Source organism: Vibrio vulnificus CMCP6 (assembly GCF_000039765.1).
Taxonomy (GTDB): Bacteria; Pseudomonadota; Gammaproteobacteria; order Enterobacterales; family Vibrionaceae; genus Vibrio; species Vibrio vulnificus_B.
In genome coordinates this window covers 2,303,165-2,327,248 of the sequence record NC_004459.3, presented here as the reverse complement: position 1 = coordinate 2,327,248, position 24,084 = coordinate 2,303,165, and the positions used below count along the sequence as shown (strand labels likewise).

Here is a 24,084-nt window from a genome sequence, read left to right as displayed (position 1 = left end):
TTTCCAAACCTTTTTATATCTGCAACTTCAATTGCAATTCGATGAATGACTGGTCGTATCCTAATTGGCGCTCAACCCACTCACTTGACCCGTTGCTACCAATGTTGAAACGGTCAACCTCTTCGTTCGAGTCCATTCCATTCCACTGATAATTCATCTCGAGACGAACCGATGGTCTAAAGTCGTAACCCAAAGATACTTTGACGATCTGCGTTTCATCTCGGCGGTCATTGTTGGCCATACGATAATCTTCCGCTTCATAGCCATACTCGATTCGCGATGACAGACGTTTCACCCACCATTGATGCTGCCAAGCAACGCCGTAGTGACTATTGAGGATGTAGCCCCCTTCTTCACTCGGATCTTTGACGCGTTGCCATGTATACAAAGTAAACGTTGAATGTTTCACTGGTCGCCAATTGGCTTCCACATCCCAGTTAACCCCTCGAAACGTCTCAGCTTCACCGTTGTTCGGGAAGCTTTTTTGCAGCAATGCTGTCTCCGCTTCCAAGGTCGTTTTGCCGGTCAATTCGGTTTTTACGCCAAACAGCAAGTAGTACTCATTGCTGTTTTTTCTCTCGTTTTCTTCATAATGTCGTTGATTGGTGATGAAGCTATAACGAAAGCGGCTATGACTGCTCACTTGGTCAAACAAATCCACCACTAAGCTGTCTTCACGCCACTGCTGCTCTTCAACGTAACGGAGAAAATTCGCATTGGCTTTGGCAATATCGTCGGTATCACGAAAGCTGAGCTGCTTGCTTTGCAACATCACTTCCAACTTGCCGCGACCTTGTAATGCGCCATAGCTGTAGCGCAAACGGGTATCAAACATGCTATTTCTCAGACCATGCTGAGAAAATCCGTATTGTTCAAACTGACTTTCGCTAAACCCTTGCGTGAGTTCATCACCCCGCTCTTCTTGATCGTAGGTTTGCGCGATGTTCCATGTTAGCCCGTGTTTTTGGCCAAAACGCCATGCTCCTTCGAACTGCAGAAAATGCCGTGCATAATCATCAGCTGGCGAATCGGCGTATTGGCGGTATTCTCCGCTGTAAGCCAACAGATAACGATCTTCCCCTCGAACACCAATCGCCTGAAGGTAAGGCGCTAATTGAACATAGTCAGATTGCTGCGCCTGCTGATCATCTGTTTGATACGTCACATTGTCATTTGAGCCGTAGCTCGCAGCGAGCTGTGACTGAAAATCGATGCCCGCAATGCCGATATGCGACTTCGGGGTTAGCTCTGCATTAACTGGCAAACAAACGAGCAACCCGAAGATGGCACTAGTAAGCTGTCTCACTAACAAAGCCTTTGAATACCGTCATGAAAATAATTTTGATATCCAACCATAGACTCCAGTTTTGCATGTACTGAATATCGTATTGGATTCGCTTTTCCATTTTATCGACCGTTTCGGTTTCGCCACGGTATCCATTGATTTGCGCCCACCCCGTAATGCCAGGCTTAATTTTGTGTCTGATCATGTAGTTATCGACCAACACTCGATATTCTTCATTGTGAGCAACCGCGTGTGGTCGAGGCCCAACAATCGACATCGAGCCTTGCAGTACGTTGATAAACTGCGGCAGTTCGTCTAGTGAGGTTCGGCGGATAAAAGCGCCAAATTTGGTCACGCGCGGGTCATTCTTGGTGGCTTGCGTCACGACCGCATCGTTTTCCATCACGCGCATTGAACGAAACTTCCACACTTTGATTTTCTTGCCACCAAGGCCATAGCGGTCTTGCTTAAACAGTACCGGGCCAGGAGAGCTAAGCTTCACACCAACGGCAACCGCAACCAGTACAGGCAAGATCAAAAGGGTGATCAGCGAGCCAATGACAAGGTCTTCGACGCGTTTGAAAAACGCCCCCACCCCATCAAAAGGCGAGGCAAAGACGCTGAAGGTTTGCACTCCACCTACCGATTTCACCTTAGAAACCGACAAGTTATAGGTATAAAGATCTGGCACCAGATACGTATCCACGGTGCTGTCAGATAATGCATTGAGATAGTTGCGGATGCGATCTTTGGCTACCATGGGCAACGCTATGTACACTTCATCCAGTTTGCGTTCTCGAGCAAGCTCTAACGCAACGTCAACTTTGCCCTTGTACGGTGCCTGCGTTAAATACCCAAAGCGCTCTTCCTCTCTGTCATCATAAAACGCCAGCTCAATATCATTTTCGTTGTAGTCTCGCACTAATGATTGGGAAATCGCCAATCCCGCTGGCGTAAGGCCAATGATCGCAATGCGTTTTTTACGATTAGCCAGCTTAATAACCGCTCGCACAACGGAAATGATAGAAACTCGGAAAAGGCTCAAGAAAGCCAACACCAGTACATACCAGTAGTTCAACAGTGTTGGATTAAGGTTTGTGATGGAAATGCCTTTTAGTCCCAAAAAACCAAATCGCACAAACACCATCATAAAAGCAGACAGGAATATTACAGCGCACAGTCTGGCCAGTGATGCACGCACTCTGCGTATGCGAGATTGCGAATAGAGGCCCAGATATTCACCGCCAAGCAGAAAGATAATCGAAAAGATAAATCCTGCAGTGACATCAATGGCGGTTTCCTCTTCCCCGAGCAAAGCAATGAAAATGAAGAGTGAAAAGTTGATGAGAAGGAAGTCGGCTATTTTCAATAAAGTAGCGTATCCATCATCGGCAAACTTTAGTGCTTTATTTGAAGTCATTACGAGAACCTATCTACAACCTTGAAACACATAGACCTTGTTAAAAAACACAAGTCGATATTGATACGAATGATTGTTTGGATGAGAAAAAACGGTCGCAATGTACATAAATTTGACACCAGCACTGTCAAGAAGTTGTCAAATTAATATTTCAAATAATCGACATTGATCACCCAAATAAGTAACAACGCCAAAGCATTCGTCGCACCAATGAGACATTGCAAACTCAGAGGCATATTACCGAGCGCGAGCGAAGAATGCGAGGAGGGATGATGTAAATCGTTGAATACATCCGATTTTTAGATCTTATCGTTGGTAACAAAAACACCAAAGAAAAAGTCGACACACAGAATTGCCAGCACGCCGACCCACAATAACAAGGCGTTGGGCAATCGCATCTTTGACTTTGATTGCCTGTCTAAATACAAACTAATCACTTTGGATCAAGCATTTTTTCGACGAACATCACGTAGTGACGGGTAGATCATAAAACTATCAATATGTGTTGCAAAATTGTTACCACTCAGAATAATGCACAATGTTACAAAAAGGTAACAACACAACATCAGATAATAATTATTCGTTTCTATTAAAGAACAGACAGGATACACAATGGTAAAAAATGTAATGCTGGCCATGTTAGGCAGTACTGTGGCGTTCAACGCTTCAGCAGCCGGCTTGGATGAAAAAATCAACGAGGTCGTGGCACCTATCGTCAACCCCTTTGTTGGAATGATCTTCTCGACCATTCCATTCCCTTTTTCTGACGTACAGGTTCCTTGGATTGTATTGTGGCTCGTCGTTGCTGCGACGTTTTTCACTTTTTATCTCGGCTTCATTAACGTACGCGGTTTTAAACACGCGATTGATCTGGTTTCGGGCAAATACTCTGATCCTAAAGCCAAAGACCAAGGTGAAGTTTCTCACTTTCAAGCCTTAACCACCGCCCTTTCCGGTACGGTTGGCCTTGGTAACATTGCCGGTGTTGCCGTCGCGGTCTCTATCGGGGGTGCAGGCGCCACATTCTGGATGATCCTGGCAGGCCTACTTGGCATGTCGAGTAAGTTTGTTGAATGTGCACTGGGCGTGAAATACCGCAATACCAACCCAGACGGCTCAGTGTCGGGTGGTCCTATGTACTACCTCAGCAAAGGTCTCGCCGATCGCGGTAACGCAGCGTTTGGTCGAACTCTTGCAGTACTCTTCTCCGTATTCGCCATTGGTGGTGCTTTGGGGGGCGGTAACATGTTCCAAGCCAACCAAGCGTTTAAGCAAGTGGTAGAAGTGACGGGCGGAGCATCTTCATTCCTTGCTGACAAAGGTTGGCTATTTGGTTTGATCCTCGCCGCCATCGTCGGCGTCGTGATCATCGGTGGTATTAAATCGATCGCAAAAGTGACCGAGAAAGTGGTGCCATTTATGGCGGGTATCTACGTTGGTACCGCATTGATCATTATCGCGATGAACTTTGACCGCATTGACGACGCATTCGCGGCGATTTTCAATGGCGCCTTTACTGGCGAAGGCATCACTGGCGGTGTGATTGGTGTATTGATTCAGGGCTTTAAACGTGCGGCATTCTCGAATGAAGCAGGTGTAGGCTCAGCGGCCATCGCACACGCGGCAGTAAAAACCAAAGAGCCGATGTCTGAAGGTTTTGTTTCGCTCCTTGAACCCTTCATCGATACCGTCGTGATTTGTACTATGACCGCCTTAGTGATCATCATTACTGGTTACTTGGATAACGGCTCTGGTCTCGCGGGTGTTGAACTGACGTCTGCCGCTTTCGGCAGTGCCATTAGCTGGTTCCCATACATCCTAGCGATCGCAGTGGTGCTGTTCGCGTTTTCAACGATGATTTCATGGTCATACTACGGCTTGAAAGCCTGGACTTACCTATTCGGTGAAAGCAAGACTGCAGAGCTGATTTTCAAAATTAAATTCTGCATGTTTGTCGTGATTGGCTCTGCCATGAACCTAGGCCCAGTCATCGACTTCTCTGATGCGATGATCTTCGCCATGGCATTGGTGAACATTGTTGGCCTATACATTCTTGTTCCTGAAGTTAAACGCGATATGAAAGATTATCTAGCGCGCCTACAAGCAGGCAAAGTCTACAAAGTACAGCAGCAAAATATCGAAGAACCGACACAAGCGTAACTGTCGGATACTCTCGTTAAAAAACAGCAACTTCGGTTGCTGTTTTTTGTCGATTAATCAAAATATGACGATCCACCAACATCTTCTCCTCCAATGGTTAAAAATGATGAACTTCATCGCTGGATAACGCTCGCGGCACTACTTTGTGCCGTTTTTTCAAGAGTTCAAAAAATCATCTTGTAATTCTATTCAGACGACGAATAATTGAACATTCCCGATAGGCTTTTTCTCTCTCATACCAGACGTTGAGCGCTCACTTGCATGCTTATGTCGTCCGGTAACTCGTATTTGTCACCTAGGTGTCAATACCACACACGATCTCAAATCGCATCTCGTCGGGTCTTTACTATTCAACATAACAAAACTCCGCGATGAGAAAGCAGTATCACTCTCATACAACGAGCAACAAACTCTCTTTACAACGTTTGAGGTAACATGAGGCTCACGCCTCGACATAACGTGAAGCGCTCTCTTCGCAACGTGTTTCTCCTTCGTTTAGTTCAAGAGACGTCACAATCAGTGCAGGAGGCTTAAGTGAAAATATTCTGGAATTTAAGGTGGTTTTTCAAACTCAGGTGGAAGCACTATTGTGGTTCTATTCTGCTTTTTATGCTCATCTCTGCGATGCAACTGGTAACGCCCAAAGCAGTGGGTCACATCGTTGACGGTATCGTTGCCAATACCATGTCCACCACTGAAATGCTGCAGTGGTTTGCCGGTTTAACTCTGATTATGTTCGCCATTTATGGCTGCCGAGTGTTGTGGCGAGTGTGGCTATTTGGCGCCAGTATTGAGCTTGGCAGCATTTTGCGAAATCGTCTCTACCAACATTTATCGAAACAGCCACCCCGATTTTTTGAACGCTACAAAACTGGCGATCTCATGGCTCGTGGCACCAACGACGTAAAAAATGTCGTCGTGACCGCGGGTGAAGGCGTGTTAACCGCAGCGGATTCGCTGATCACTGGCATTGCGGTGTTGATCATCATGGTGACACAAATCAGTTGGAAGTTGACGGTGATGGCGTTGCTGCCAATGCCGTTTTTGGCGATCACCATCTTTTACATTGTGCGTATTTTGCATCAGCGTTTTCGCATCGCTCAAGAGGCGTTCTCTGAGCTTTCCGATCTGACTCAAGAGTCTCTCAATGGTGTGAGAATGTTGCGCGCCTTTGGCTTGGAAGAGCAAGAACAAGCACGCTTTGAGAAAATGGTCGATGAAACGGGTGACAAGAACATTGCGGTCGCGCGGGTGGACGCACGATTTGACCCAGCCATTCAACTCTCTATCGGGCTTTCCTTTTTCTTAAGCATCAGCGTTGGAGCCTATCTCGTTCATCAGAAAGCGATCACATTGGGCGATCTCACTGCCTTTACGATGTATTTAGGCTTGATGATTTGGCCAATGCTGGCGTTTGCTTTCCTATTCAACATTCTTGAACGTGGATCCGCTGCGTGGAATCGTCTCGAGGAAATTTTCCAACAAGAGCCAGAAATTAAAAGTGGGGATTTGCCATTAACACAAAATGCTCAGCCACTTGCGATCGAGATTGACCACTATCACTGGAATGCGGACTTACCTGCCGCACTTTCTCAGTGCCACATTACCTTGCAGCCAGGCGCAATGCTTGGTATCGCGGGGCCCGTTGGCAGCGGTAAATCAACCTTGATTGCCTTGCTGCTTCGTCAACAAGAGCTGAAACAGGGCGATATTCGCTACGGTGATATCTCGCTCAAACAAGCAAACCTTGAGCAGTGGCGCGAGAAATTTGCCGTTGTGAGTCAAACACCCTTTCTGTTTTCGTGCTCTATCTATGACAACATCGCGTTAGGAAGGCCGGACGCAAGCCAACAAGAGGTGTATCAAGCGGCCAAATTGGCCTGTATTCACGATGACATTTTGAAATTCCCAGACGGCTACGACACCGAAGTCGGAGAGAAAGGGATTACGTTATCCGGCGGGCAAAAACAGCGAATTGCCATTGCCCGAGCGATGTTGCTCAACGCAGAAATTCTTATTCTCGACGATGCCCTTTCAGCAGTGGACGGACGAACCGAGCACGAAATTTTGCGTAACCTTGAGCAGTACTATCGCCACCAATCATTGATTGTGATTGCCCACCGACTGACAGCGTTAGAGCAAGCCAATGAAATTGTGGTGTTTAATCACGGGCACATTGCCGAGCGCGGAAATCATGCCAGTTTAATTGGCGCACAAGGTTGGTATGCAGAAATGTATCAATATCAACAACTCGAACAAGCAATGGAGGAGGCAAACTAATGAAAAAGACCACGTTGAAACGTTTATTTGCTTATCCATTGGCGCAACCAAAACCCATGATAACGGGTTTAGTCTTTTTGTTGATTGCGGCTGTCAGCAATGCGGGTGGCCCTTGGCTCATCCAACACTTTATTGACGAGCACATTACCAAAGACGATTACACTCAACAGACACTTATCTTACTTGCTAGTGGCTATATTGGCCTGCTGCTTTGCTCAGCTTTGTTTCAATATCTCCAAGGTTTGCAATTTAACATTGTCGCGACAGGCATCATTAAAACCATTCGCAAGCAGGCATTTAATCGTGTGATCAAGCAACCTTTGTCGGCTTTCGATTACACCCCTACTGGCAAGCTGGTCTCAAGACTCACCAACGACACGGAATCTCTGCAGCAGTTCTACGAGCTTCTTATTGCGTCGGTGGTTAAGAATCTTGTGATGATTTTAGTCATGCTGGGAGTGATGTTGATCTTAAGCTGGCAACTGACCTTAGTTGTACTGATTCTCTTGCCTGTGGTGGTGGCTTTTATGGCCTTGTTCCAAAAGTTGAGCACTCACGCCTATCGCGTTATGCGTGATTTGCTCACTGACATCAATGGCAATATGAGCGAATCGATCCAAGGGATGAGCGTGATCCAACTGATGCGCCAAGAAAAACGCTTCAACCAGCAGTTTAATCAACTGACTGAGCAGCATTTCAAAGCGGGTCGTAAAGTCATCAAGCTGAATGGTATTTTACTTCGACCCTTGATGGATTTATTGGCGGGCATCGCTTTACTCACCCTCGTTGCCATTTTTGGTTTCAGTGGTACCGAGCTCATTGGTGTTGGTGTACTGTACGCGTTTATCAGCTACCTTGGCCGTATTACCGAACCATTAATTGAAATGACGCAACAGCTAGCGCTACTGCAACAAGCTTTAGTGGCCAGCGAGCGTATTTTTGAAATGATGGATGCACCGGAGCAAAGCTATGGTCATGATCAGCAGCCACTTAAAAGTGGTTCCATCGCCATAGAGCAACTGAGCTTTAGCTACGATGGTAAGCAGCAGGTATTGAAAAAGATCGACATTGACGTGGAACACCAGCAGTTCGTCGCTTTGGTCGGCCACACGGGTAGCGGAAAAAGTACCCTCGCTTCGCTATTGATGGGCTTTTACCCAGTAAGCCAAGGCAAACTGAAACTGGATGGACGCCCTATTGCTTCATTGGCAAAATCGGTGCTGCGAAAAGACGTGGCGATGGTTCAACAAGATCCACATATTCTGCCAACCTCGGTCAGAGAAAATATTGCCTTGGGAAGAGAAGTCTCAGACGACATCATTTGGCAATCTTTAGAACAAGTAGGTTTGGCTGAGCAGATCAAACGCTACCCTCAATTGCTGGACACCCAACTGGGCCAAGGAGAAACCAACCTCTCTGCTGGACAAAAACAGTTGTTGGCCATGGCCCGAGTGCTTATCGCTAAGCCGAAAATTTTAATCCTCGACGAAGCGACGGCAAACATCGATTCAGGGACTGAGGCGCTGATACAGCGCAGTTTGAATGCCCTACGCCATGATATGACGCTAGTGGTGATTGCACACCGCCTTTCCACCATTATGGAGGCCGACAAAATTGTGGTTTTACACCACGGAGATTTGGTTGAAATGGGCAGTCACAAACAACTGCTTGCCCAGCAAGGGCGCTACGCACAGATGTACCAGTTGCAACAAGCAGGCCAGCATATCAAGGAAATTGAACAGCAGGAGGAGCAAGAACTGGAACAAGCCAGCTAACCCCGCTTTTTACACTTGATGCACACATAAGCCGTGCCAGAATCTAAGGCACGGCTTATCCTTACGTTAATTCCACGTGATTTCTTAATAAATTTACAATTTACCCCTAGGTTAGAAGCGATAAACCACTCGCATTTCATGAGATATTTATTGTACAATTTTGTCGTCTCACGATTTTGACTGCTTGTGAAGCCGTTAAATACCTATACTTGAGTGAGACTGTCAGTGTCTTTCATCTTTAAATAACTACTCCAACAGAAAGACTGGTTGTTATTCGTCATATCTATCACCTTTAACTACTGTGTAATATGTCCATGAACGAAGACAAATTTACGAATATATATCGTTTACCAGGATCACTGCAGATTCGTATTGCCAAATGGCAACAAACCTTTCGCGGCACGTCTGATCTTGTTTTGCATCAAGCCCTCACGGTACGTAATAAACAGTACCAAAAGCACGACTTTTTTCCGAAAGGTTGGTGTATTCCATTGGTCGATGAGAGCGAAAGTTCCATCACACATCATGGGAAATATATTCAAACCGCCATGCGTACCATGGTGGACCGAAAAGTCTCCTATAAGCGAGTCTTCCTCTCTCGTATGCCACAGGAAGAAGCCGAGAAAGCGCTCGCTTTATTTAAGAAAGAATGGATCACTAAACACAACAAAATTGCGCGTCAATACAACCAAATTAAGAAAAAAGAGTTTATGAACTACGCTTGGGAAGAGTTAGAAACGCTTTATCCTGCGATTCCCAAAGAAAATTTCGACAAGCAATTGTGGAATCGATTGGTGTTCAAGGAATTTGGTCCAGAGAAGAAATACAAAAATCCTTACTTTGTTAAAAAAGCCGATTTTTAACTCGATACGATGTGATTTGTGCCCCCAATCGACCCCATACAAAGAAGCCGCTATCTTTCGATAGCGGCTTTATTGATTTTTAATGTTGGTGGACATCGGGTCTTGTCCCAAATTCTGATTGCTGATAAATGTCGGCCAAAGATTTTGGCTTTTTCACTCTGCGCTTTGTCCGTGGACAATAGACAACTTCCTGCTCACTAAGCGCTTTTTCGTGTTCTTTGGCTGACTGAATAAACTCAGGATTCGCCATGGCTTCCTGCCTGAGTCGGTTAACACGTTCTAGAGTATCCCAAAACATAACTGCACCTCCGCAAAGAAACTGTATGTATACTCAGTATAGTCAATTTACTCCATTGGTCAACAAAATACTGTTCATTTATACAGTCAATAACTAATCGCGTAGCACGACTTGTCATTGACTGTTTGCTAATGGCACGTTATTGGAGGTAAGCGTTAAGCATCCACAACAGTTTTTCTTGCTCGCGGATGTAATCTCCCATCAGCGCAGCGGTACCTTCATCTTCTGCTTCGCCTGCCTGCTTAAGAATGGCACGTTGCTTAACCAACAACTTACTAAAGCCATCCACCAAACCAGAAACAGACTCCTCGCCACTGAACACATCTTGATGTTCAGCAATCTCACTGTTTAGTAAGTAGGTGCTAAAGCTGTGTTTTGGTGTAAAACCAAGCGTTAAAATACGCTCTGCCAATTCATCCACCTTCACCTGCAGATCGGTATAGATTTCTTCAAATTTTACGTGCAATTCGAAAAACTGCTGACCTTTGATGTTCCAGTGGTAACCACGAGTGTTCATGTAAAGCACTTGATAGTTTGCAAGAAGTTGATTGAGTTGTTCTGCCAACGCTTGAGCTAGCTGCTGATCGAGACCGATATAATTTGTATTAGACATAGCATCACCCTTATTTATTTTTGCTAGAGAAGCCTTTCTTCTCTCAATGGGTGTAGTCTATGCGAACGAAGATTAGAGGTAAAAACGATTGAATCTATAGATTTAATTGTCTTTACCTATTAAAAGTAAGGTCTTTAGTAGAAACCATCTTTGGGGTCGTGCTCTGGAAAACGCGCCACAACATCACGCAGCTCTTCTTGGTGTTCACGCAGCGCATTCACACAGCAGCGATCCAGTTTTCCTGCAATCACCATTTTTTCAAGCTCTAGCAAGGCATGCGTCACCGACCAAGCTTGGCGATAAGGTCTGTGTGTGGTGAGTGCATCAAACACATTCGCCACCGAGACAATTCTTGCAGCAGGAGGGATTTCCTCCCCTTTCAAACCAAATGGATAACCTGAGCCATCTAAAAACTCATGGTGATAGGCCATGATTTGCTGCAACAGCGTGATACTTGGGTGATGAGGATTGCCCAGAGATTCAAGAATACGGTCCATGATTTCAATGCCATTTTCCACGTGATTACGCATCGTATTGCGTTCTTGCGCATCCAGCGTATCGGTTTTGCACACCAGTTCGATGTCGAGTCTCACTTTACCCAAATCGTGGAAGCGGGCGAAAAGAGAGAGGTGCTCTATGGTTTCGTCGTCTAGCGACCACTCCGCCGCCATGTCATGGGCAATAATACGGGTGTAATGGCTCATGCGCTCTTTGTGCGCACAAGAATCTTTATGGTAAACAGGAAACAACGCTTGAGTTCGTTCTGCACAATCCGCAATGGCGTGCACAATCTGATATTCAGAGACAATGGTGAATTTCACCATATCAATGTAAGGCTGAAGTTTGTCGATCAGCCCTTCATCAAACGCGTCCACTTCTCGCGAGTTCAGGAAGAGAAAACCCACAAACTTGTCTTTTTCAAAGCATGGAATGGCAGCCGATGAACGATAGCCTGCTTGAAGAAGCGATACCACATGCTTGCTGCATGCCAAGCTGTTTAAATCCGCAACAATACGGTGGCTCTGCTCTTCGACACAACGCTGTAACATAGGCAGTTCATCCAAATAGGCACTAAAGTGAGCCAGTTCAGGATACAAACCACTGCTGTCAGCATAGGTTTTCAATTGGTTGTCATCTTCATCAAACAGTGCAAACGAAATCCTATCGATACTAGGCTCATGGATACGCATGCGATCACGAATGCTTTCCAGTTGCTCATTCAATGAATTAGCGTGATGAAAATAAGCACAATTGTTGACTTCACTTAGCAGTTCCATTCCCAGCTCCTTTACACGCAGCAAAAGAGGGCCAGCCTTCACGCTTGCCTATTGCTCCGTCTATTTTGTCTCCCAACACTCCTAATTGTAGGAACAAAAAAGAGCACTCGCCTGACGGAAGAGCTGCAAAATGCAGATTGTTTGATCTACATTAACATCCATTTTTTTGACTAAAAATAAGCCATTTATTTTGATGAAGTAATCAAAACGGACGACATTTTTCTGACTGGTCTTATCACTGTTATAAAGCTAGAAGCGGTTGGCCACTTCAATCAAGTTCATGTCCGGATCGCGAATGTAAACCGAGAGAATCGGCCCGGTAGCGCCCGTTCTTTGAACCGGCCCCTCTTCAATCTCAATACCACATTGTGTAAACCACGTAGCGACCTCTTGGATAGGCGTATTGGTGATAAAACAGAGATCGGCACTGCCAGGTTGCACATGACCCGCCTTAGGTTCAAATTCGTGCTGCCACTGATGAAGGTTGATCTTCTGTTGCCCAAAGTTGAGTGCGATGCGTCCACCAGCGAATTCCTGCTTCTCCATCCCCAAACAGTGGGTGTAAAACGCCACAGAGGTCGGAATGTCTTTAACGGTTAAGACTAGGTGATCGAGCTGAGTCATCGCTATCATGTTGCACCTCTGAACAGTTGATACAAAAAGGGCTGGTTGTGTTAACCAGCCCAACATCATCACCATTATTACCCTAACGCAGGCAGAACCCCAACGGTTATCAGGATCTGAGCAGCAACAATCACAACCCCGGTCACACCTGTGAGCGTTAGCGCTAATTGTCCACCAGCCACTTGGTAACTCCCCTGCTTCTCTGGTGATTTACGTACTTTGTTTACCATCACCACCGGCAAGAAAATCGCCAAAACAGCCAATGCAATTGCGGCGTAACCAAGCGCCATAATGAAGCCCTGTGGGTAGAAAAGCGCAAACATCAGCGGCGGTGTAAATGTCACCACAGCAGGAATGACGCGATTTTGTTTCTGACCACTCTTCTTGATGACATCGCCAAGAAACTCAAACAAACCTAGGCTCACCCCTAAAAATGAGGTTAACAGTGCCAAGTCCGCGAACACGCCTACCAATTGGCTTAAGTAAGATTGCTGAACTTTCGCGGCCAACTGGGCAATCAACGCCGTCAACCCTGAGTTATTAAGCAGTACCTCTTGATTCACCACGCCAAGCGTGACCAGTTGCCAGAACACATAAATAACCAGAGGGATGGACGAGCCAATGACAATCGCTTTGCGCAGCGCTTTGGTGTCCCCATCAAGGTAATTCACAATAGCAGGAATGCTGCTGTGGAAACCAAACGACGTAAAAATGACTGGCAGAGCAGCGACAATCAACCCTTGTTGAATCGGCATACTGAGCAAGTAAGATTCCGTCACGTTAGGAGCAAGAAAGAAAAGCACCGCGACCATGGCAACCATTTTCAAACCAAATAAAACGCGGTTTACTTTATCGACGGTCGCCGTGCCACTGGTCACCACCGCAGCCACAATCACGGTAAAAATGACCGTTGCCACAGAGGCATCCATTTCGATGGAAAACCAAGCAGCAACGCGTTCACCAAACTGCGCACCACCACCAGCAATGTAAGCCGCGCAAAGCGCGTAAAACAGAAACAGCATAGCGAAACTGGCAACCCATTTTCCTTTCGTGCCTAGAATTTGTTTTGCCAGCGTGTGCAGCGTCGCACTTCTATCTGCCTCTTGATGGAGCTCCACCATCAACAACGCGGTATACGACATCAAAACCCAAAAGCCGATCATAATCATGACGGAGGTGGAAAAACCAATCCCTGCTGAAGCAAGGGGCAATGCAAGCATTCCAGCACCAATAGTGGTGCCTGCAATAATCAAAGTACTACCAAAAATCTTTGAACGGCTCATAGTGTATTCTTATATTTACGGAATAGAGTATAGGCCTAGAGACAAATGGTAGAAAAGAGAATCATCACCACCAAATTAACTAGGTTGATGGCGATTTTGTAGCATCTTCATTTTTAGATCAAGCAAAATGTAATGCATTTTATCCAAAAGTGTAAACTTAATAATACACCCAGTTCTAACGCCTTGTTAGTACTCGTATAGCGCAAGGGCGAAGCGTCAGCCGAGCTGGCAACTCTCCAATCAATTCACCATCGCATTGGAACAAGGCAGTATCTTCACCTGCCACTAACAGTGCGCGCATTGTTTCCGCTTGCACTCGGCTGTGCTGTTCGATTTTTCCATTGAGTAAATACGGCAAACTGAAAAGACGCTTCAAAAACGGCATATCTTCCACACAAACGGAGTGTAATACACCCGATTGATGGTGCGCTTTCGGGGAAAAATCCATCCCGGCACCACCATAACGGCCGATGCAAAACATGCTGAGTAGGACCGTTCTGGCAACATCTTGCGAAGAAGAGTCATCCAAACGTTTGAAGTGCAACGTGCGACCTTGATAACCATAAAGAGAACTCAGCAGCGTAGAGTAGTAACGCAGTGACTTACCACCCGCGCATCCCATTTGCTGCAATATGTGGCAATCAAGCCCACAACCCGCCATATTGATGAACACATGCTGCTGTAAAAAATCGTCACCATACTCCACCACACCCACATCATGTTCGACCACATTGGCTGCTTGAAGAAATTCAAGCCACGCATTTGGACTTTTGGGAATGTGGTGATAGCGCGCCCAATCATTGCCCGTCCCTTGCGGCGCGACGGTAAGAACAAATTCTTGTAAATCGCAATCAGATTCAAAGATCCCTTGAAGCAGTTCGTTAACGCTTCCATCTCCCCCGATCGCTACAAACGCGCGTTCGCCTTGCTCTGCCAACTCTTTGCTGAGAACTTTGGCATGCCCTTGGTATTGAGTTTGATGGAAATGATGCTTGATATTGTGTTGAGAAAGTAAAGGCTTGAGTTGCTGCCAAAAGCGAAGTGCTTTTCCTCCGCCAGCTTGCGGGTTGAGAATAAAATTCCAGATCATACCGATTAACTTCAATGATTTATGGCGCTATTTTAACTTGTCGCTCGTTGGGAAAAAATCAATTGTTAATTTGTTGTGATCAACCACGGCGTTTTGCACCAAGCAATGTCATTTCTGCGAGTTCAACCCACTTAGCAAAGTGAGAACCTAGCCTTTCAACCTAGGGCGAATGTCACGACAAGTCAGTTCGCTTTGCTACACTCTAATAACCCGTTCGTCAAAGCGACGCTTAACGACGGTCACCTCGTTCGACATAAAACCGAGTAGAGCACATTGATACATAAACCGATCTTGTCACTTTGTCTGTTCGTTATGACCGCTAACGGTGTTGTCGCCGCAGCGCCGCCTAACCAGCCGGACGTCGTCCATTTTGCGATTGGCGAATGGGCACCTTATACCAGTGAGCATCAAGGTACACTGGAGAAAATCATCAGCCAGATCTACACCAGTCAAGGTTACGAAGTGCGCTACTCATACCATCCTTGGGTTCGTAGCACTAAACTTGTCGAGCATGAAAAAGCAGACGCCACTTTCCCTTGGTATAGCAATCAAGCACGCCGACAGATTTTTTACCAATCTCCTACGCCAATCGTCTTTGCAGAAACGGTGATTTTTTACCGTGAGTCGATGCCCATTCGCTGGGGTGCTATTTCTGATTTGGCTAACTACCGTATTGGCGGTGTAGAAGGTTTTTCCTCGACGTTGCTGTTGCGACAGCACAAAGTATTTCCTCTCATCAGTTCCAATCAAAAAGAGAATTTCCACAAACTTCATCGGGGAAGAATTGACGCCGTGCCCGCGGAAAAACGCGTCGGACGCTTACTCATCAACCAAGTGACGGGGTATGACGAACGCGTGATCATGACGGATCCCAAGCCGCTTCTCAGTGAGCCTATGTTCCTGTTGTTTCAAAAAACACCGCGTGGCAAAGCGCTGCTCGATGCCTATGAAGACGGTATGAAAAAGCTCATTGCCAATGGTTGCTATGAGAAAATGCTCGATGACCAAGAGTGTCCGTAGCGCTCAAATCGAAGCCTCTAAGCCCAAGCCCCACCATTCACTCAGCCATTAATAGACGCCTCCTATTTCAACGATAAACACAACCGACTACGACATCCCGCCCGGTTGTTTTAGCCTTGCAGACTAGAGTGAATCTAAACGGTAAAGAGAGATGAAAGCACTGGTCGTGGAAGGGGGCGCAATGCGCGGCGTATTTGCCAGCGGCGTATTGGACGCATTTTTGCAGAAAAATTATCAACCTTTTGATCTGGCTATTGGGGTGTCGGCAGGCGCATCCAATTTGGTTGGCTATTTGGCGAACGCTCAAGGGCGTAGTTTTAATGTCATCACTAAATTGGCCACATCTCAGCGTTTTTATAACCCAAAACGCTTTATCAAAGGGGGCGATTTGGTGGACGTAAAATGGTTGGTTGACGAATCCATGCGTCGCTACCCCATTGAGGCAGAACGTCTCTTTACAAACACGCGTTTGCTGGCCACCACCACTGACATAGCAACAGGGTTGCCACACTATCAACAGCTAACTAAGCAGAATGTGAATCAATTATTGGAAGCGAGCTGCGCCTTGCCTATTGCTTATCGCCAACCACCTTGCTTTGCAGGCAGTTGTTTTACCGATGGCGGGGTCTCGGATTCCATTCCTGTGAAAGAAGCGTATCGCCAAGGCGCTCGTGACATAACGGTGGTGTTGTCGCACCCATTGAGCTACGAGATGCCAGAAAGTCGCCACACTTGGCTCACCAACACCTTGTTGTCACGTCAACCCGCTATCGCTAAAGCGCTGCGTCAACGAGCCCAAAATTACAATGCGGCATTGGCGTTTATTCGCTTCCCACCAGCCGATGCCACTATCCGAGTGATTGCGCCAGAAGAAGGTTTTAAGGTGAAACGGTTAACGATGAATCAAAGCAAACTTCATCAAGGCTATCAAATGGGTATTACGCAGGGAAAACAGCATTTAGCAAGGTTGGCCGGCACTGATGGGCTGACACGCGAAAACTGCCCTTTTTGCGTTTAAAACGGACATTTTTCGCGCAACGAGATCCGACCACGTAACAAAAGTGTCACCAACTTCAAATTACTCAACAATAGCTTGTTTCAAAGATGATAATTTACATATAAAGCAAGTATCATAAATGAAAACTATTACAAATAAGTCAACAACACTTAATAACAATATACCCAAACCACTTGGAGTTTAAGGTAGTCGGCAAGTGAATGAATCCCCATGAACGTAGCCAACACTGCCGCCGCTTCAAGTAGGAAGGGGATAACGTAATGTCGGAACATCAATGAACAATACATGTGAGTCAGACTCGCTTCATTTTGAAGTAGACCTCAAACAGGCTCTGATTTGGGTGGCACGTGCGTTGGATTATGTCGGAGTCGATGACACTCACCATAATCACCGTGTCGCCTACATCGCTTACCAATGTGCGCTTGCTCTGGGTTGGGATTTAAAAAAAGCGGAGTTCAGCTATTTTGCTGGAATGGTGCACGATTGTGGCGTCTCAGAAACGAAAGAGCATTTAATGCTGCTAGAGACGCTGATGCCACAAGACGCGCAAGCCCACTGCATTCGTGGTTATCAATCTTTGCAACAGTGTAATATTCTGGCCCAGTTTGCTGAGTCAATTTTGTATCACCACACTCGTTGGGATGAGCTTGAAACCTTAGAAGTCTCCCCGTTTAACAAAGACATCGCGGCACTTTTGTATCTTTCTGATCGCCTAGATTTTCTAAGGGCTCAATTCACCGATGAATGTCATAGCGATATGGTGACGCTGTATGAACAAGCCATCGCCGACACCATCATGGCCAATGCGGGTAGCCTCTTCCATCCTGGAATGTGCGACGTGATGGTAAAACTTATCATGACTGACGGCTTCTGGTTTGCAATGGAATCGGAAAACATCGAAACCATTGGACTCGGCTTCTCACATATCGATTGGCTGCAAAAACAGCTCACTATCGGTGACTTAATGAGCTTGGGGCTTTTTCTCGCTCGCATTGTCGATGCCAAAAGCCCGTTTACTTATCAGCATTCACAGAAAGTCGCCGAAATCTCACGCTTCCTCGCTGGAAAAATGTCGCTTTGCGAACATGACCAAGAGATGATTTTTATTGCCGGCTTAGTGCACGACATTGGCAAGTTAAAAACCCCTGATGACATTCTTCATAAGCAAGGAAAACTCAATGATCAGGAGTACACAAGAATCAAACGGCATACCATCGATACCGAGCTTGCTCTGCATAAAGTCTTCCCCAACTCAAAAATTGCTGAGTGGGCATCCAACCACCACGAAAGGTTGGACGGCTCTGGTTATCCATACCACAAAACGGCTACCGATCTGGATCTGCCGTCGAGAATTATTGCCGTCGCCGACGTCTTTCAAGCACTGTCACAAGATCGCCCCTATCGTCCAAGAATGCCCCAACATGAAATTGAAGCCTTGATGACGGCAATGGTGGATGAAGGCAAACTGTGTCCAACCGTTTTTGGTACGTTAAAGCGTCACTTAGATGGCTGCTATCAAATGTCCATTCAAGACAGTGAGTAGTTTTCTCGGCTCTCTTCAGCAAAATCGTTTGACAAAAAACCGCCAAAAGGCGGTTTTCATTTTAAATAGGCAGGGTTGCACACTGGGTCACATCACAGTGCAGAGCGTAACCGATGTCCTATTTGGAGATATCCAATAGATTGTCCCGCACGCCATTGATGCGAAACCACCCTGCAATACTGTAACGATTTATATGGCTGGTGAGCACTTCGTGGGGGAACAACTCCGAGAGAAAAACAACCAGTCTCCCACTCTTCGGCGCGATGATTTCTAACAAATTGTCCTGAAGATCGTACAGATGTAATTCACCGCCATCTCCCGGCTGCCAATCCTCATTCATGTAAAACACGGTCGTAAGTTTTCGGTTTTCTTGCCCTTGAAAGCTGTCTAAGTGCTTTTGATAGAAATCTCCGGGCTCATATTTGGCAAAGTGAGCTTCATACTCAAATAAACCTAAATACAGATGGCGATTCACCTGCAACCGTATGTGATCCATGAGTGCCAGATAATGATTAACCGCCTCACCCTGATGACTTTGCAACCATTGAATTTTGTCGCTGCGAATCTTCGTCGCTTTCAGCAAGTCGTCGTTGCGGCCAATTCTCGCCTGCTTCCAGTTTTCTGGTATCGCTTCTCGTAAATCCGCGACGGACTGCGAGTCTAAAAAATCATCCCAAATGTAATAACCATGGGTAATTAGCGCATCTATCAACTTTTCCATTCAGCTCATTCCGCACAATTCAAAACGCATTTTTGCGCTCGGCTTTATAACGGTGAACCGCGGAAGAAGACAGACAAATATCTTTATCGTATTGATTAAATGAATTAATAATTTTCGAAGATACAAATTGACAAAATGCTTGCACACGCCTAACGCAGTGAACATTCGCGTTCAAAAATAACGACTATAATTGATAGTATCATCAGTTGTAATGAGATATGTGTAATGAATGGACTAACTAAATCTGCAATTTCTTCTGTCGCGGCAGCGCTACTCTTAGCTGGCTGCGGTGGTAGTGACGGAGGCAAAACCGCCAATGTCTCTTTTTATGTGTCTGATGCACCCGTTGACAGTGCTCAGTCCGTCTCCGTGGGCTTCACTCAGGTTGAGTTAGTGGATAACGAAGGCAACTCTGTTTTCCTTGACGTCGTACCTTCTACTGGCGCGGATTACCAAAAAATTGACTTGCTTGATTACCAAGGCACCGACTCCGTATTGATGGTCAGCACGCAACCGGTCCCTGTAGGCAGCTATAAAGAGCTGATACTGCATGTGACGAATGAAAATGGGGTCAATTACGTGATTGATGAAAATGGCCAACAACCTTTGAAACAACCGAGCAACAAGTTGAAGTTAGGCAGTTTCGATGTCACTTCTGAGGCCGTACAGCTCTACACTATTGAGTTTGACCTTCGCCAGTCTTTAGTGATGCGCGGCAATTTAGGCAGCAACAATGGCTACATTCTTAAGCCTCATGGTGTCTCTATTGTTTCTAATGCTTCCGCAGTGAGTATCTCAGTGAATGTCGATGATAACCTTCTGACAGGGGACGAAAGTTGCACGGCTGACAGCCAAGCATTTATCTATCTCTATGAAGGTGAGGGACACGATAGCGCCAATCTCATCGATTTGGTGGATGAAGATGACCCGGAATTCGACAGTCAGAATCCTGTCCCAGAAAACGCGGTAAAACCCATTGCATCGGCAGGTTTGGATGAAAACAATAACTACGCATTTGGTTTCCTAAATGCAGGGACTTATACCGTTGCATTCAGTTGTAACGCTGGGGATGACAACCCCATTCAATATGATGGTACCGCAATTCCATTACCCACAGGGCAAGTCGGCACCATCACGTTAGCAGCAGGAGAAAATGGCACAATTGACTTTGTACCAGCCCCATAAACCGGATCATTGCTGAATTAACCGTGACTTAGTGCGAATAAGTCACGGTTTTTCTTTTTGTTGGCAACATCTCCCACCAACAACGCTTGTTTCCCCATGAAAATGTGGTGTAATCCATGAAACGCTGAGTTGAAACACATTTTATGGATTACATTTCTCTTTCTCGAATTAGCCTTAAGCATTTAACCGTTTTGCACGTTTTGTTAACCACTCACAGCGTGACAAGCGCGGCGGAGCAACTTTGCGTCACCCCCTCTTGTGTAAGCAAGATTTTGTCTCAGTTACGCAGTGTGCTAAACGATGAACTCTTTTATCGCGATGGAACCCAACTGATCCCCACCTCTTATGCACTGAGCATCGGTCCTGCCATTCACGGCATTCTTTCCAGTATGAACGGGGTGATTCACCAAGGCACATTTGACGCAAACTCATACACTGGGACCTTCTCACTCTCCATGCGTGAAAGTACCTTTGAAGTGTTTGCTGACACGTTCAGCCAGATCCTCCAACAAACCCCCAAAGCGCATCTTCATATATACGCTAAGGAGCAGCATGGCTTTGAGGCTTTGCTACGCGGCCAGGTTGATTTTATTCTGTTGCCCCACGACATTAGCCAGCCTCCAACCATGAACCGTGAGTTGATTTGGCATACAATCAAACGCGACGAGATGATCTGCTTAATGAATAAGGCACATCCGGCGCAGCAAACCGACTTTACCATCGAGGATTACCTGTCATTCCAACACATTGGCATTCACGACAAAGAGTTGGCGACACCCTACTTCGAGCAAACCTTGATTCAGAGCCATAAAGCACGTGAGATCGCCCTTTCGGTCGCAGATTTTGGCGCGGCGGCAGTGATGTGCCATCGTACCCCATTGCTTTTTACTTGCTCAAAACTGTGGGCAGAGACGGCTTTACAAGCCAAAGGGCTTATTCAGAAGAGCTTGCCGTTTGACTATGGCCAAGTGGCGTATAGCTTGGTGTATAACAAACAGAGTTTGAATGATCCGGCGCTGACTTGGTTAAAAAGCCAGCTTCATCAACTCAATGAGAAGTAGCCGTTTCAACGACTAAGCAATGTCTCGATAGAGCGGCGTTTTCGGTAAGGCGATCCGATGTCGGATTTTGCGTTTCAACGCCTGATAGAAGCCGTTCATCGACTCTCTATCACAAACAGGCCAGTTCAATGCCTCGCCTATCACACCGTGGTGAGCAAAGCCATTGAGGCGAATCGTGACCCGCTCAGGCAACGTATTGAGAAACTGAGCTAACGCCTCCACTTCACACGCGAGATCGCTTTTTTCGGGGATGTGCAGCAGACGAACTTCATGCAGCTTGCCCAGTTCAACAAGATATTTTATCGACAATATGACTCTATGATTATCTCGACCCACTAACCAACGATGCGTTTCGGATTGCCATGCTTTCAGGTCAATCATCGCACCGTCGAGATAGGGGGCAATTTTTACCCAGCCATGAGTTGTTAGTGAACCATTACTGTCGATGAAACAGCTTAAATGTGCCAATTCAACGTCTTGTTTTATCGCTTTGAATAACTCGACAATAAAGCCAAGTTGTAGGGTTGCTTCCCCACCGGACACGGTGACACCATCGATAAACAGGTGATGTTTACGGATCAAATCGATCATGTCTAAAACCGTCCACTCTTTTATTTTTGGATTCGAGCGATACGAACAAGTTTCAAGACAACGATCGCAGTGGGTGCAAACCTCTTCTAGCCAAACAACGTTGTTGTTTTTCTTTATTAGGGCGCCTGAAGGACACGTTGTCACACAGTCACCACAATGGTTGCAGTGGTTAATTGTGTGAGGATTGTGACAGTTTAAGCAGTTGAAATTACATCCCTGCAAAAAAATCACCAGGCGATTCCCCGGCCCATCAACGCAAGAGAAAGGCAGTACTCGACTCACTTTCCCTTTCTTGTTGAACTGAACAGCTGACATTTTGATGTTCAGTTACATTCTGCCTGCTCTTGATACACAGGCGTTGTTTCCATACTCACGATACGCGGACGTCGCGCGAGTATTGCGGTATTTTTTGCTGCTTCAGCACCTAAGAAGGTGGTGTTGCTGCGCGAGCCCAATTGAGCAAACTTCTCAATGTCTGACAGCTTGACCATGTAACCCGTTACTCGCACCAAATCGTTGCTTGCAACATTGGCGGTAAACTCTCGGTAACCGGCGGCTAAGGCGCCTTTACAAAGGTTATACATCGCCTCCGGGTTATCTTTGACCGTTTCATCGATGGTCAAAATATCGCTGATACCCGATGGATAGAAGGCATGATGCGGCGCGTTTGCCAACACATAGCTCACCGGATCGGGCTCATGCCCATAGGCGATTCTCACTCCCGGCGTCACATCAATATCTAAGCTAATGCCTCCCTGAGCATGCAGCAGTGCGCGTTGTTGCCAACCATATTTGACTGGCCGCTCTTCAAGCAATTGAGCCAGTCTCTGTGAAATCTTTACACCCAACTGATTGGCTTGTGAATCGAGCCCATATTGACCTGATAACGACGATTTCGTTTGTAACGTGTCAACCGCTTCCGCCATACCATAAATACCAAACATAGGCGCAAAACGCTGTTCATCAATCAGTTTTTCTTCAACCAAGAAGCTAGTAAAAAATCCCGACTGTTCATGCAAATACGTGGTTCGCGCATCAATAAGTTCAATGGCGAGATCCACATAACTTGGCAACACGGCCTGCATAAAATCACTTACCGACTCAGCGCGCTGGGCCACTTCTTTAAGGTTTAAACGCACTAAGGTGTTTGCACCACCGGCCAATGGCAACGAGTTGTAACAACTGACGATACCAAACTGCTTATCGCCGTATGTTTGCGCATGCATAGGGTAATTGGCGATATGCGGTTTACTGCACTCACAAATGTTGGCACAAGCCACTCTGAGCAGATCATCCGGCGTGACCTTAGGGTCGTACATAAAGGTTAAATTCGGTGCAATTTGCTTGAGTTCAGCATCAATACGCAAAATTGTGCGGCAGATGAGGTTATCACTCGGTCCAATATTGGCGTGCATAAATGCATCAGGCAGCGTGCGATCCAACATGATCCAAAAGCGTCTGAGCTTCTGATAAATCTGCGTATCGCTCAGTTGACCAACATAGGGCATGAGCAACTCATCGAGTTGACCAAGATACACCGGAATATTGGTGACGGAAGGAACGTGATGGTAAAGCACCGTCAACATATTGAGGGCGTCATCAAAATCGTTCGCGGCGTCTAATTCGAGAAAAGCACTGCCTTGGGAGAGGTAACGAGCATAGTCTGGCAACACGTAGCGCGGTTTAAATGGCGCGTTGCCCTCAAACATGTCGCAGATAACTCCCTGCTTCATCGCAGACTGCACGCCATCGGAAACAGGCATGTAATCAAGTAAAGCTTCCGCTTCTAATGCGAGAAATTGGTTTTTCTGCTTAACCGTCAGTTTCGGATCATTGATAATTTGGCGAAAACGGTCGGTATTGAGGGCTAAACTGTTGCTCATAAAAGAGAAATCCTGAAGAGTTTTCAGCAGTCTAGCCCTAATTGATAATTTCCACTATTGAAAAACCAAGAAAGAGTCTTTTCCGTTTTGGAAA

Annotated in this window: 20 protein-coding genes; 9 read left to right on the top strand and 11 right to left on the bottom strand. The window is 46.2% G+C overall.

Going from position 1 to position 24,084, the window contains the following annotated elements; all coding sequences use genetic code 11:
* Positions 1-13: 13 nt before the first annotated feature.
* Complete coding sequence (locus VV1_RS10840; RefSeq protein ID WP_011080171.1) at positions 14-1,312, bottom strand: capsular polysaccharide biosynthesis protein; 1,299 nt, start codon at positions 1,310-1,312, stop codon at positions 14-16.
* Positions 1,290-2,705 carry an undecaprenyl-phosphate glucose phosphotransferase gene (locus tag VV1_RS10835; protein ID WP_011080170.1) on the bottom strand — a complete coding sequence of 472 codons (1,416 nt, stop codon included), beginning with the start codon at positions 2,703-2,705 and terminating at the stop codon, positions 1,290-1,292. The genes VV1_RS10840 and VV1_RS10835 overlap by 23 nt, the downstream gene beginning before the upstream one ends.
* A 612-nt stretch (positions 2,706-3,317) precedes the next feature.
* On the opposite strand from VV1_RS10835, the gene VV1_RS10830 reads away from it, so the two are divergent.
* The 4 genes from VV1_RS10830 (at position 3,318) to VV1_RS10815 (ending at position 9,783) form a co-directional block, all read left to right on the top strand.
* Positions 3,318-4,865, top strand: coding sequence for an alanine/glycine:cation symporter family protein (locus VV1_RS10830; RefSeq protein WP_011080169.1), 1,548 nt, complete (start codon positions 3,318-3,320; stop codon positions 4,863-4,865).
* Positions 4,866-5,399: 534 nt separating this feature from the next.
* Positions 5,400-7,145, top strand: a complete 1,746-nt coding sequence (locus tag VV1_RS10825) for an ABC transporter transmembrane domain-containing protein (RefSeq protein WP_011080168.1) — start codon at positions 5,400-5,402, stop codon at positions 7,143-7,145.
* A complete protein-coding gene (locus VV1_RS10820; RefSeq protein ID WP_011080167.1) occupies positions 7,145-8,920 on the top strand; it encodes an ABC transporter transmembrane domain-containing protein in 1,776 nt (591 codons plus the stop codon). The genes VV1_RS10825 and VV1_RS10820 overlap by 1 nt, the downstream gene beginning before the upstream one ends.
* A 314-nt stretch (positions 8,921-9,234) precedes the next feature.
* Positions 9,235-9,783, top strand: coding sequence for an MSHA operon transcriptional regulator (locus VV1_RS10815; protein ID WP_013571506.1), 549 nt, complete (start codon positions 9,235-9,237; stop codon positions 9,781-9,783).
* Positions 9,784-9,862: 79 nt separating this feature from the next.
* Here the strand turns inward: VV1_RS10815 and VV1_RS10810 are convergent, their stop codons facing one another.
* The 6 genes from VV1_RS10810 to VV1_RS10785 all read right to left on the bottom strand — a co-directional run bounded on the left by VV1_RS10810 (position 9,863) and on the right by VV1_RS10785 (position 14,968).
* Positions 9,863-10,081 carry a hypothetical protein gene (locus VV1_RS10810; protein WP_011080165.1) on the bottom strand — a complete coding sequence of 73 codons (219 nt, stop codon included), beginning with the start codon at positions 10,079-10,081 and terminating at the stop codon, positions 9,863-9,865.
* Between the two features lie 139 nt (positions 10,082-10,220).
* A complete protein-coding gene (locus tag VV1_RS10805) occupies positions 10,221-10,694 on the bottom strand; it encodes a Dps family protein (RefSeq protein WP_011080164.1) in 474 nt (157 codons plus the stop codon).
* A 134-nt stretch (positions 10,695-10,828) separates the two neighbouring features.
* Positions 10,829-11,971 carry an HD-GYP domain-containing protein gene (locus VV1_RS10800; protein WP_011080163.1) on the bottom strand — a complete coding sequence of 381 codons (1,143 nt, stop codon included), beginning with the start codon at positions 11,969-11,971 and terminating at the stop codon, positions 10,829-10,831.
* Between the two features lie 249 nt (positions 11,972-12,220).
* Positions 12,221-12,604: a VOC family protein gene (locus VV1_RS10795; protein ID WP_011080162.1), complete on the bottom strand. Its 384-nt coding sequence runs from the start codon at positions 12,602-12,604 to the stop codon at positions 12,221-12,223.
* A gap of 68 nt (positions 12,605-12,672) precedes the next feature.
* Entirely contained in the window at positions 12,673-13,878 is a 1,206-nt protein-coding gene (locus tag VV1_RS10790; protein ID WP_011080161.1) for an aromatic amino acid transport family protein, read from the bottom strand.
* Positions 13,879-14,053: 175 nt separating this feature from the next.
* A complete protein-coding gene (locus VV1_RS10785) occupies positions 14,054-14,968 on the bottom strand; it encodes a diacylglycerol/lipid kinase family protein (protein WP_011080160.1) in 915 nt (304 codons plus the stop codon).
* Between the two features lie 312 nt (positions 14,969-15,280).
* Between VV1_RS10785 and VV1_RS10780 the strand changes: the two genes are divergently transcribed.
* The 3 genes from VV1_RS10780 (at position 15,281) to VV1_RS10770 (ending at position 18,549) form a co-directional block, all read left to right on the top strand.
* Positions 15,281-15,988 carry a substrate-binding periplasmic protein gene (locus VV1_RS10780; protein WP_043920970.1) on the top strand — a complete coding sequence of 236 codons (708 nt, stop codon included), beginning with the start codon at positions 15,281-15,283 and terminating at the stop codon, positions 15,986-15,988.
* 151 nt (positions 15,989-16,139) lie between these two features.
* The gene (locus tag VV1_RS10775) at positions 16,140-17,006 is read left to right on the top strand and encodes a patatin-like phospholipase family protein (RefSeq protein ID WP_011080158.1); all 867 of its coding nucleotides are present in this window, start codon (positions 16,140-16,142) and stop codon (positions 17,004-17,006) included.
* A 274-nt stretch (positions 17,007-17,280) separates the two neighbouring features.
* Positions 17,281-18,549, top strand: a complete 1,269-nt coding sequence (locus tag VV1_RS10770; protein WP_011080157.1) for an HD-GYP domain-containing protein — start codon at positions 17,281-17,283, stop codon at positions 18,547-18,549.
* A gap of 118 nt (positions 18,550-18,667) precedes the next feature.
* Here the strand turns inward: VV1_RS10770 and VV1_RS10765 are convergent, their stop codons facing one another.
* Positions 18,668-19,270, bottom strand: a complete 603-nt coding sequence (locus VV1_RS10765; protein WP_011080156.1) for a 2OG-Fe(II) oxygenase — start codon at positions 19,268-19,270, stop codon at positions 18,668-18,670.
* A 225-nt stretch (positions 19,271-19,495) separates the two neighbouring features.
* Between VV1_RS10765 and VV1_RS10760 the strand changes: the two genes are divergently transcribed.
* The gene (locus tag VV1_RS10760) at positions 19,496-20,455 is read left to right on the top strand and encodes a DUF4382 domain-containing protein (protein WP_011080155.1); all 960 of its coding nucleotides are present in this window, start codon (positions 19,496-19,498) and stop codon (positions 20,453-20,455) included.
* Between the two features lie 143 nt (positions 20,456-20,598).
* A complete protein-coding gene (locus VV1_RS10755) occupies positions 20,599-21,516 on the top strand; it encodes a LysR family transcriptional regulator (RefSeq protein WP_011080154.1) in 918 nt (305 codons plus the stop codon).
* A gap of 12 nt (positions 21,517-21,528) precedes the next feature.
* Here VV1_RS10755 and VV1_RS10750 read toward each other — a convergent pair whose 3' ends face one another.
* Both VV1_RS10750 and VV1_RS10745 read right to left on the bottom strand, forming a co-directional pair.
* Positions 21,529-22,422 (bottom strand): YjjW family glycine radical enzyme activase, encoded by an 894-nt coding sequence (locus tag VV1_RS10750; protein WP_011080153.1) that lies wholly within the window; start codon positions 22,420-22,422, stop codon positions 21,529-21,531.
* 8 nt (positions 22,423-22,430) lie between these two features.
* Positions 22,431-23,990: a YjjI family glycine radical enzyme gene (locus VV1_RS10745; RefSeq protein ID WP_011080152.1), complete on the bottom strand. Its 1,560-nt coding sequence runs from the start codon at positions 23,988-23,990 to the stop codon at positions 22,431-22,433.
* Positions 23,991-24,084 lie beyond the last annotated feature (94 nt).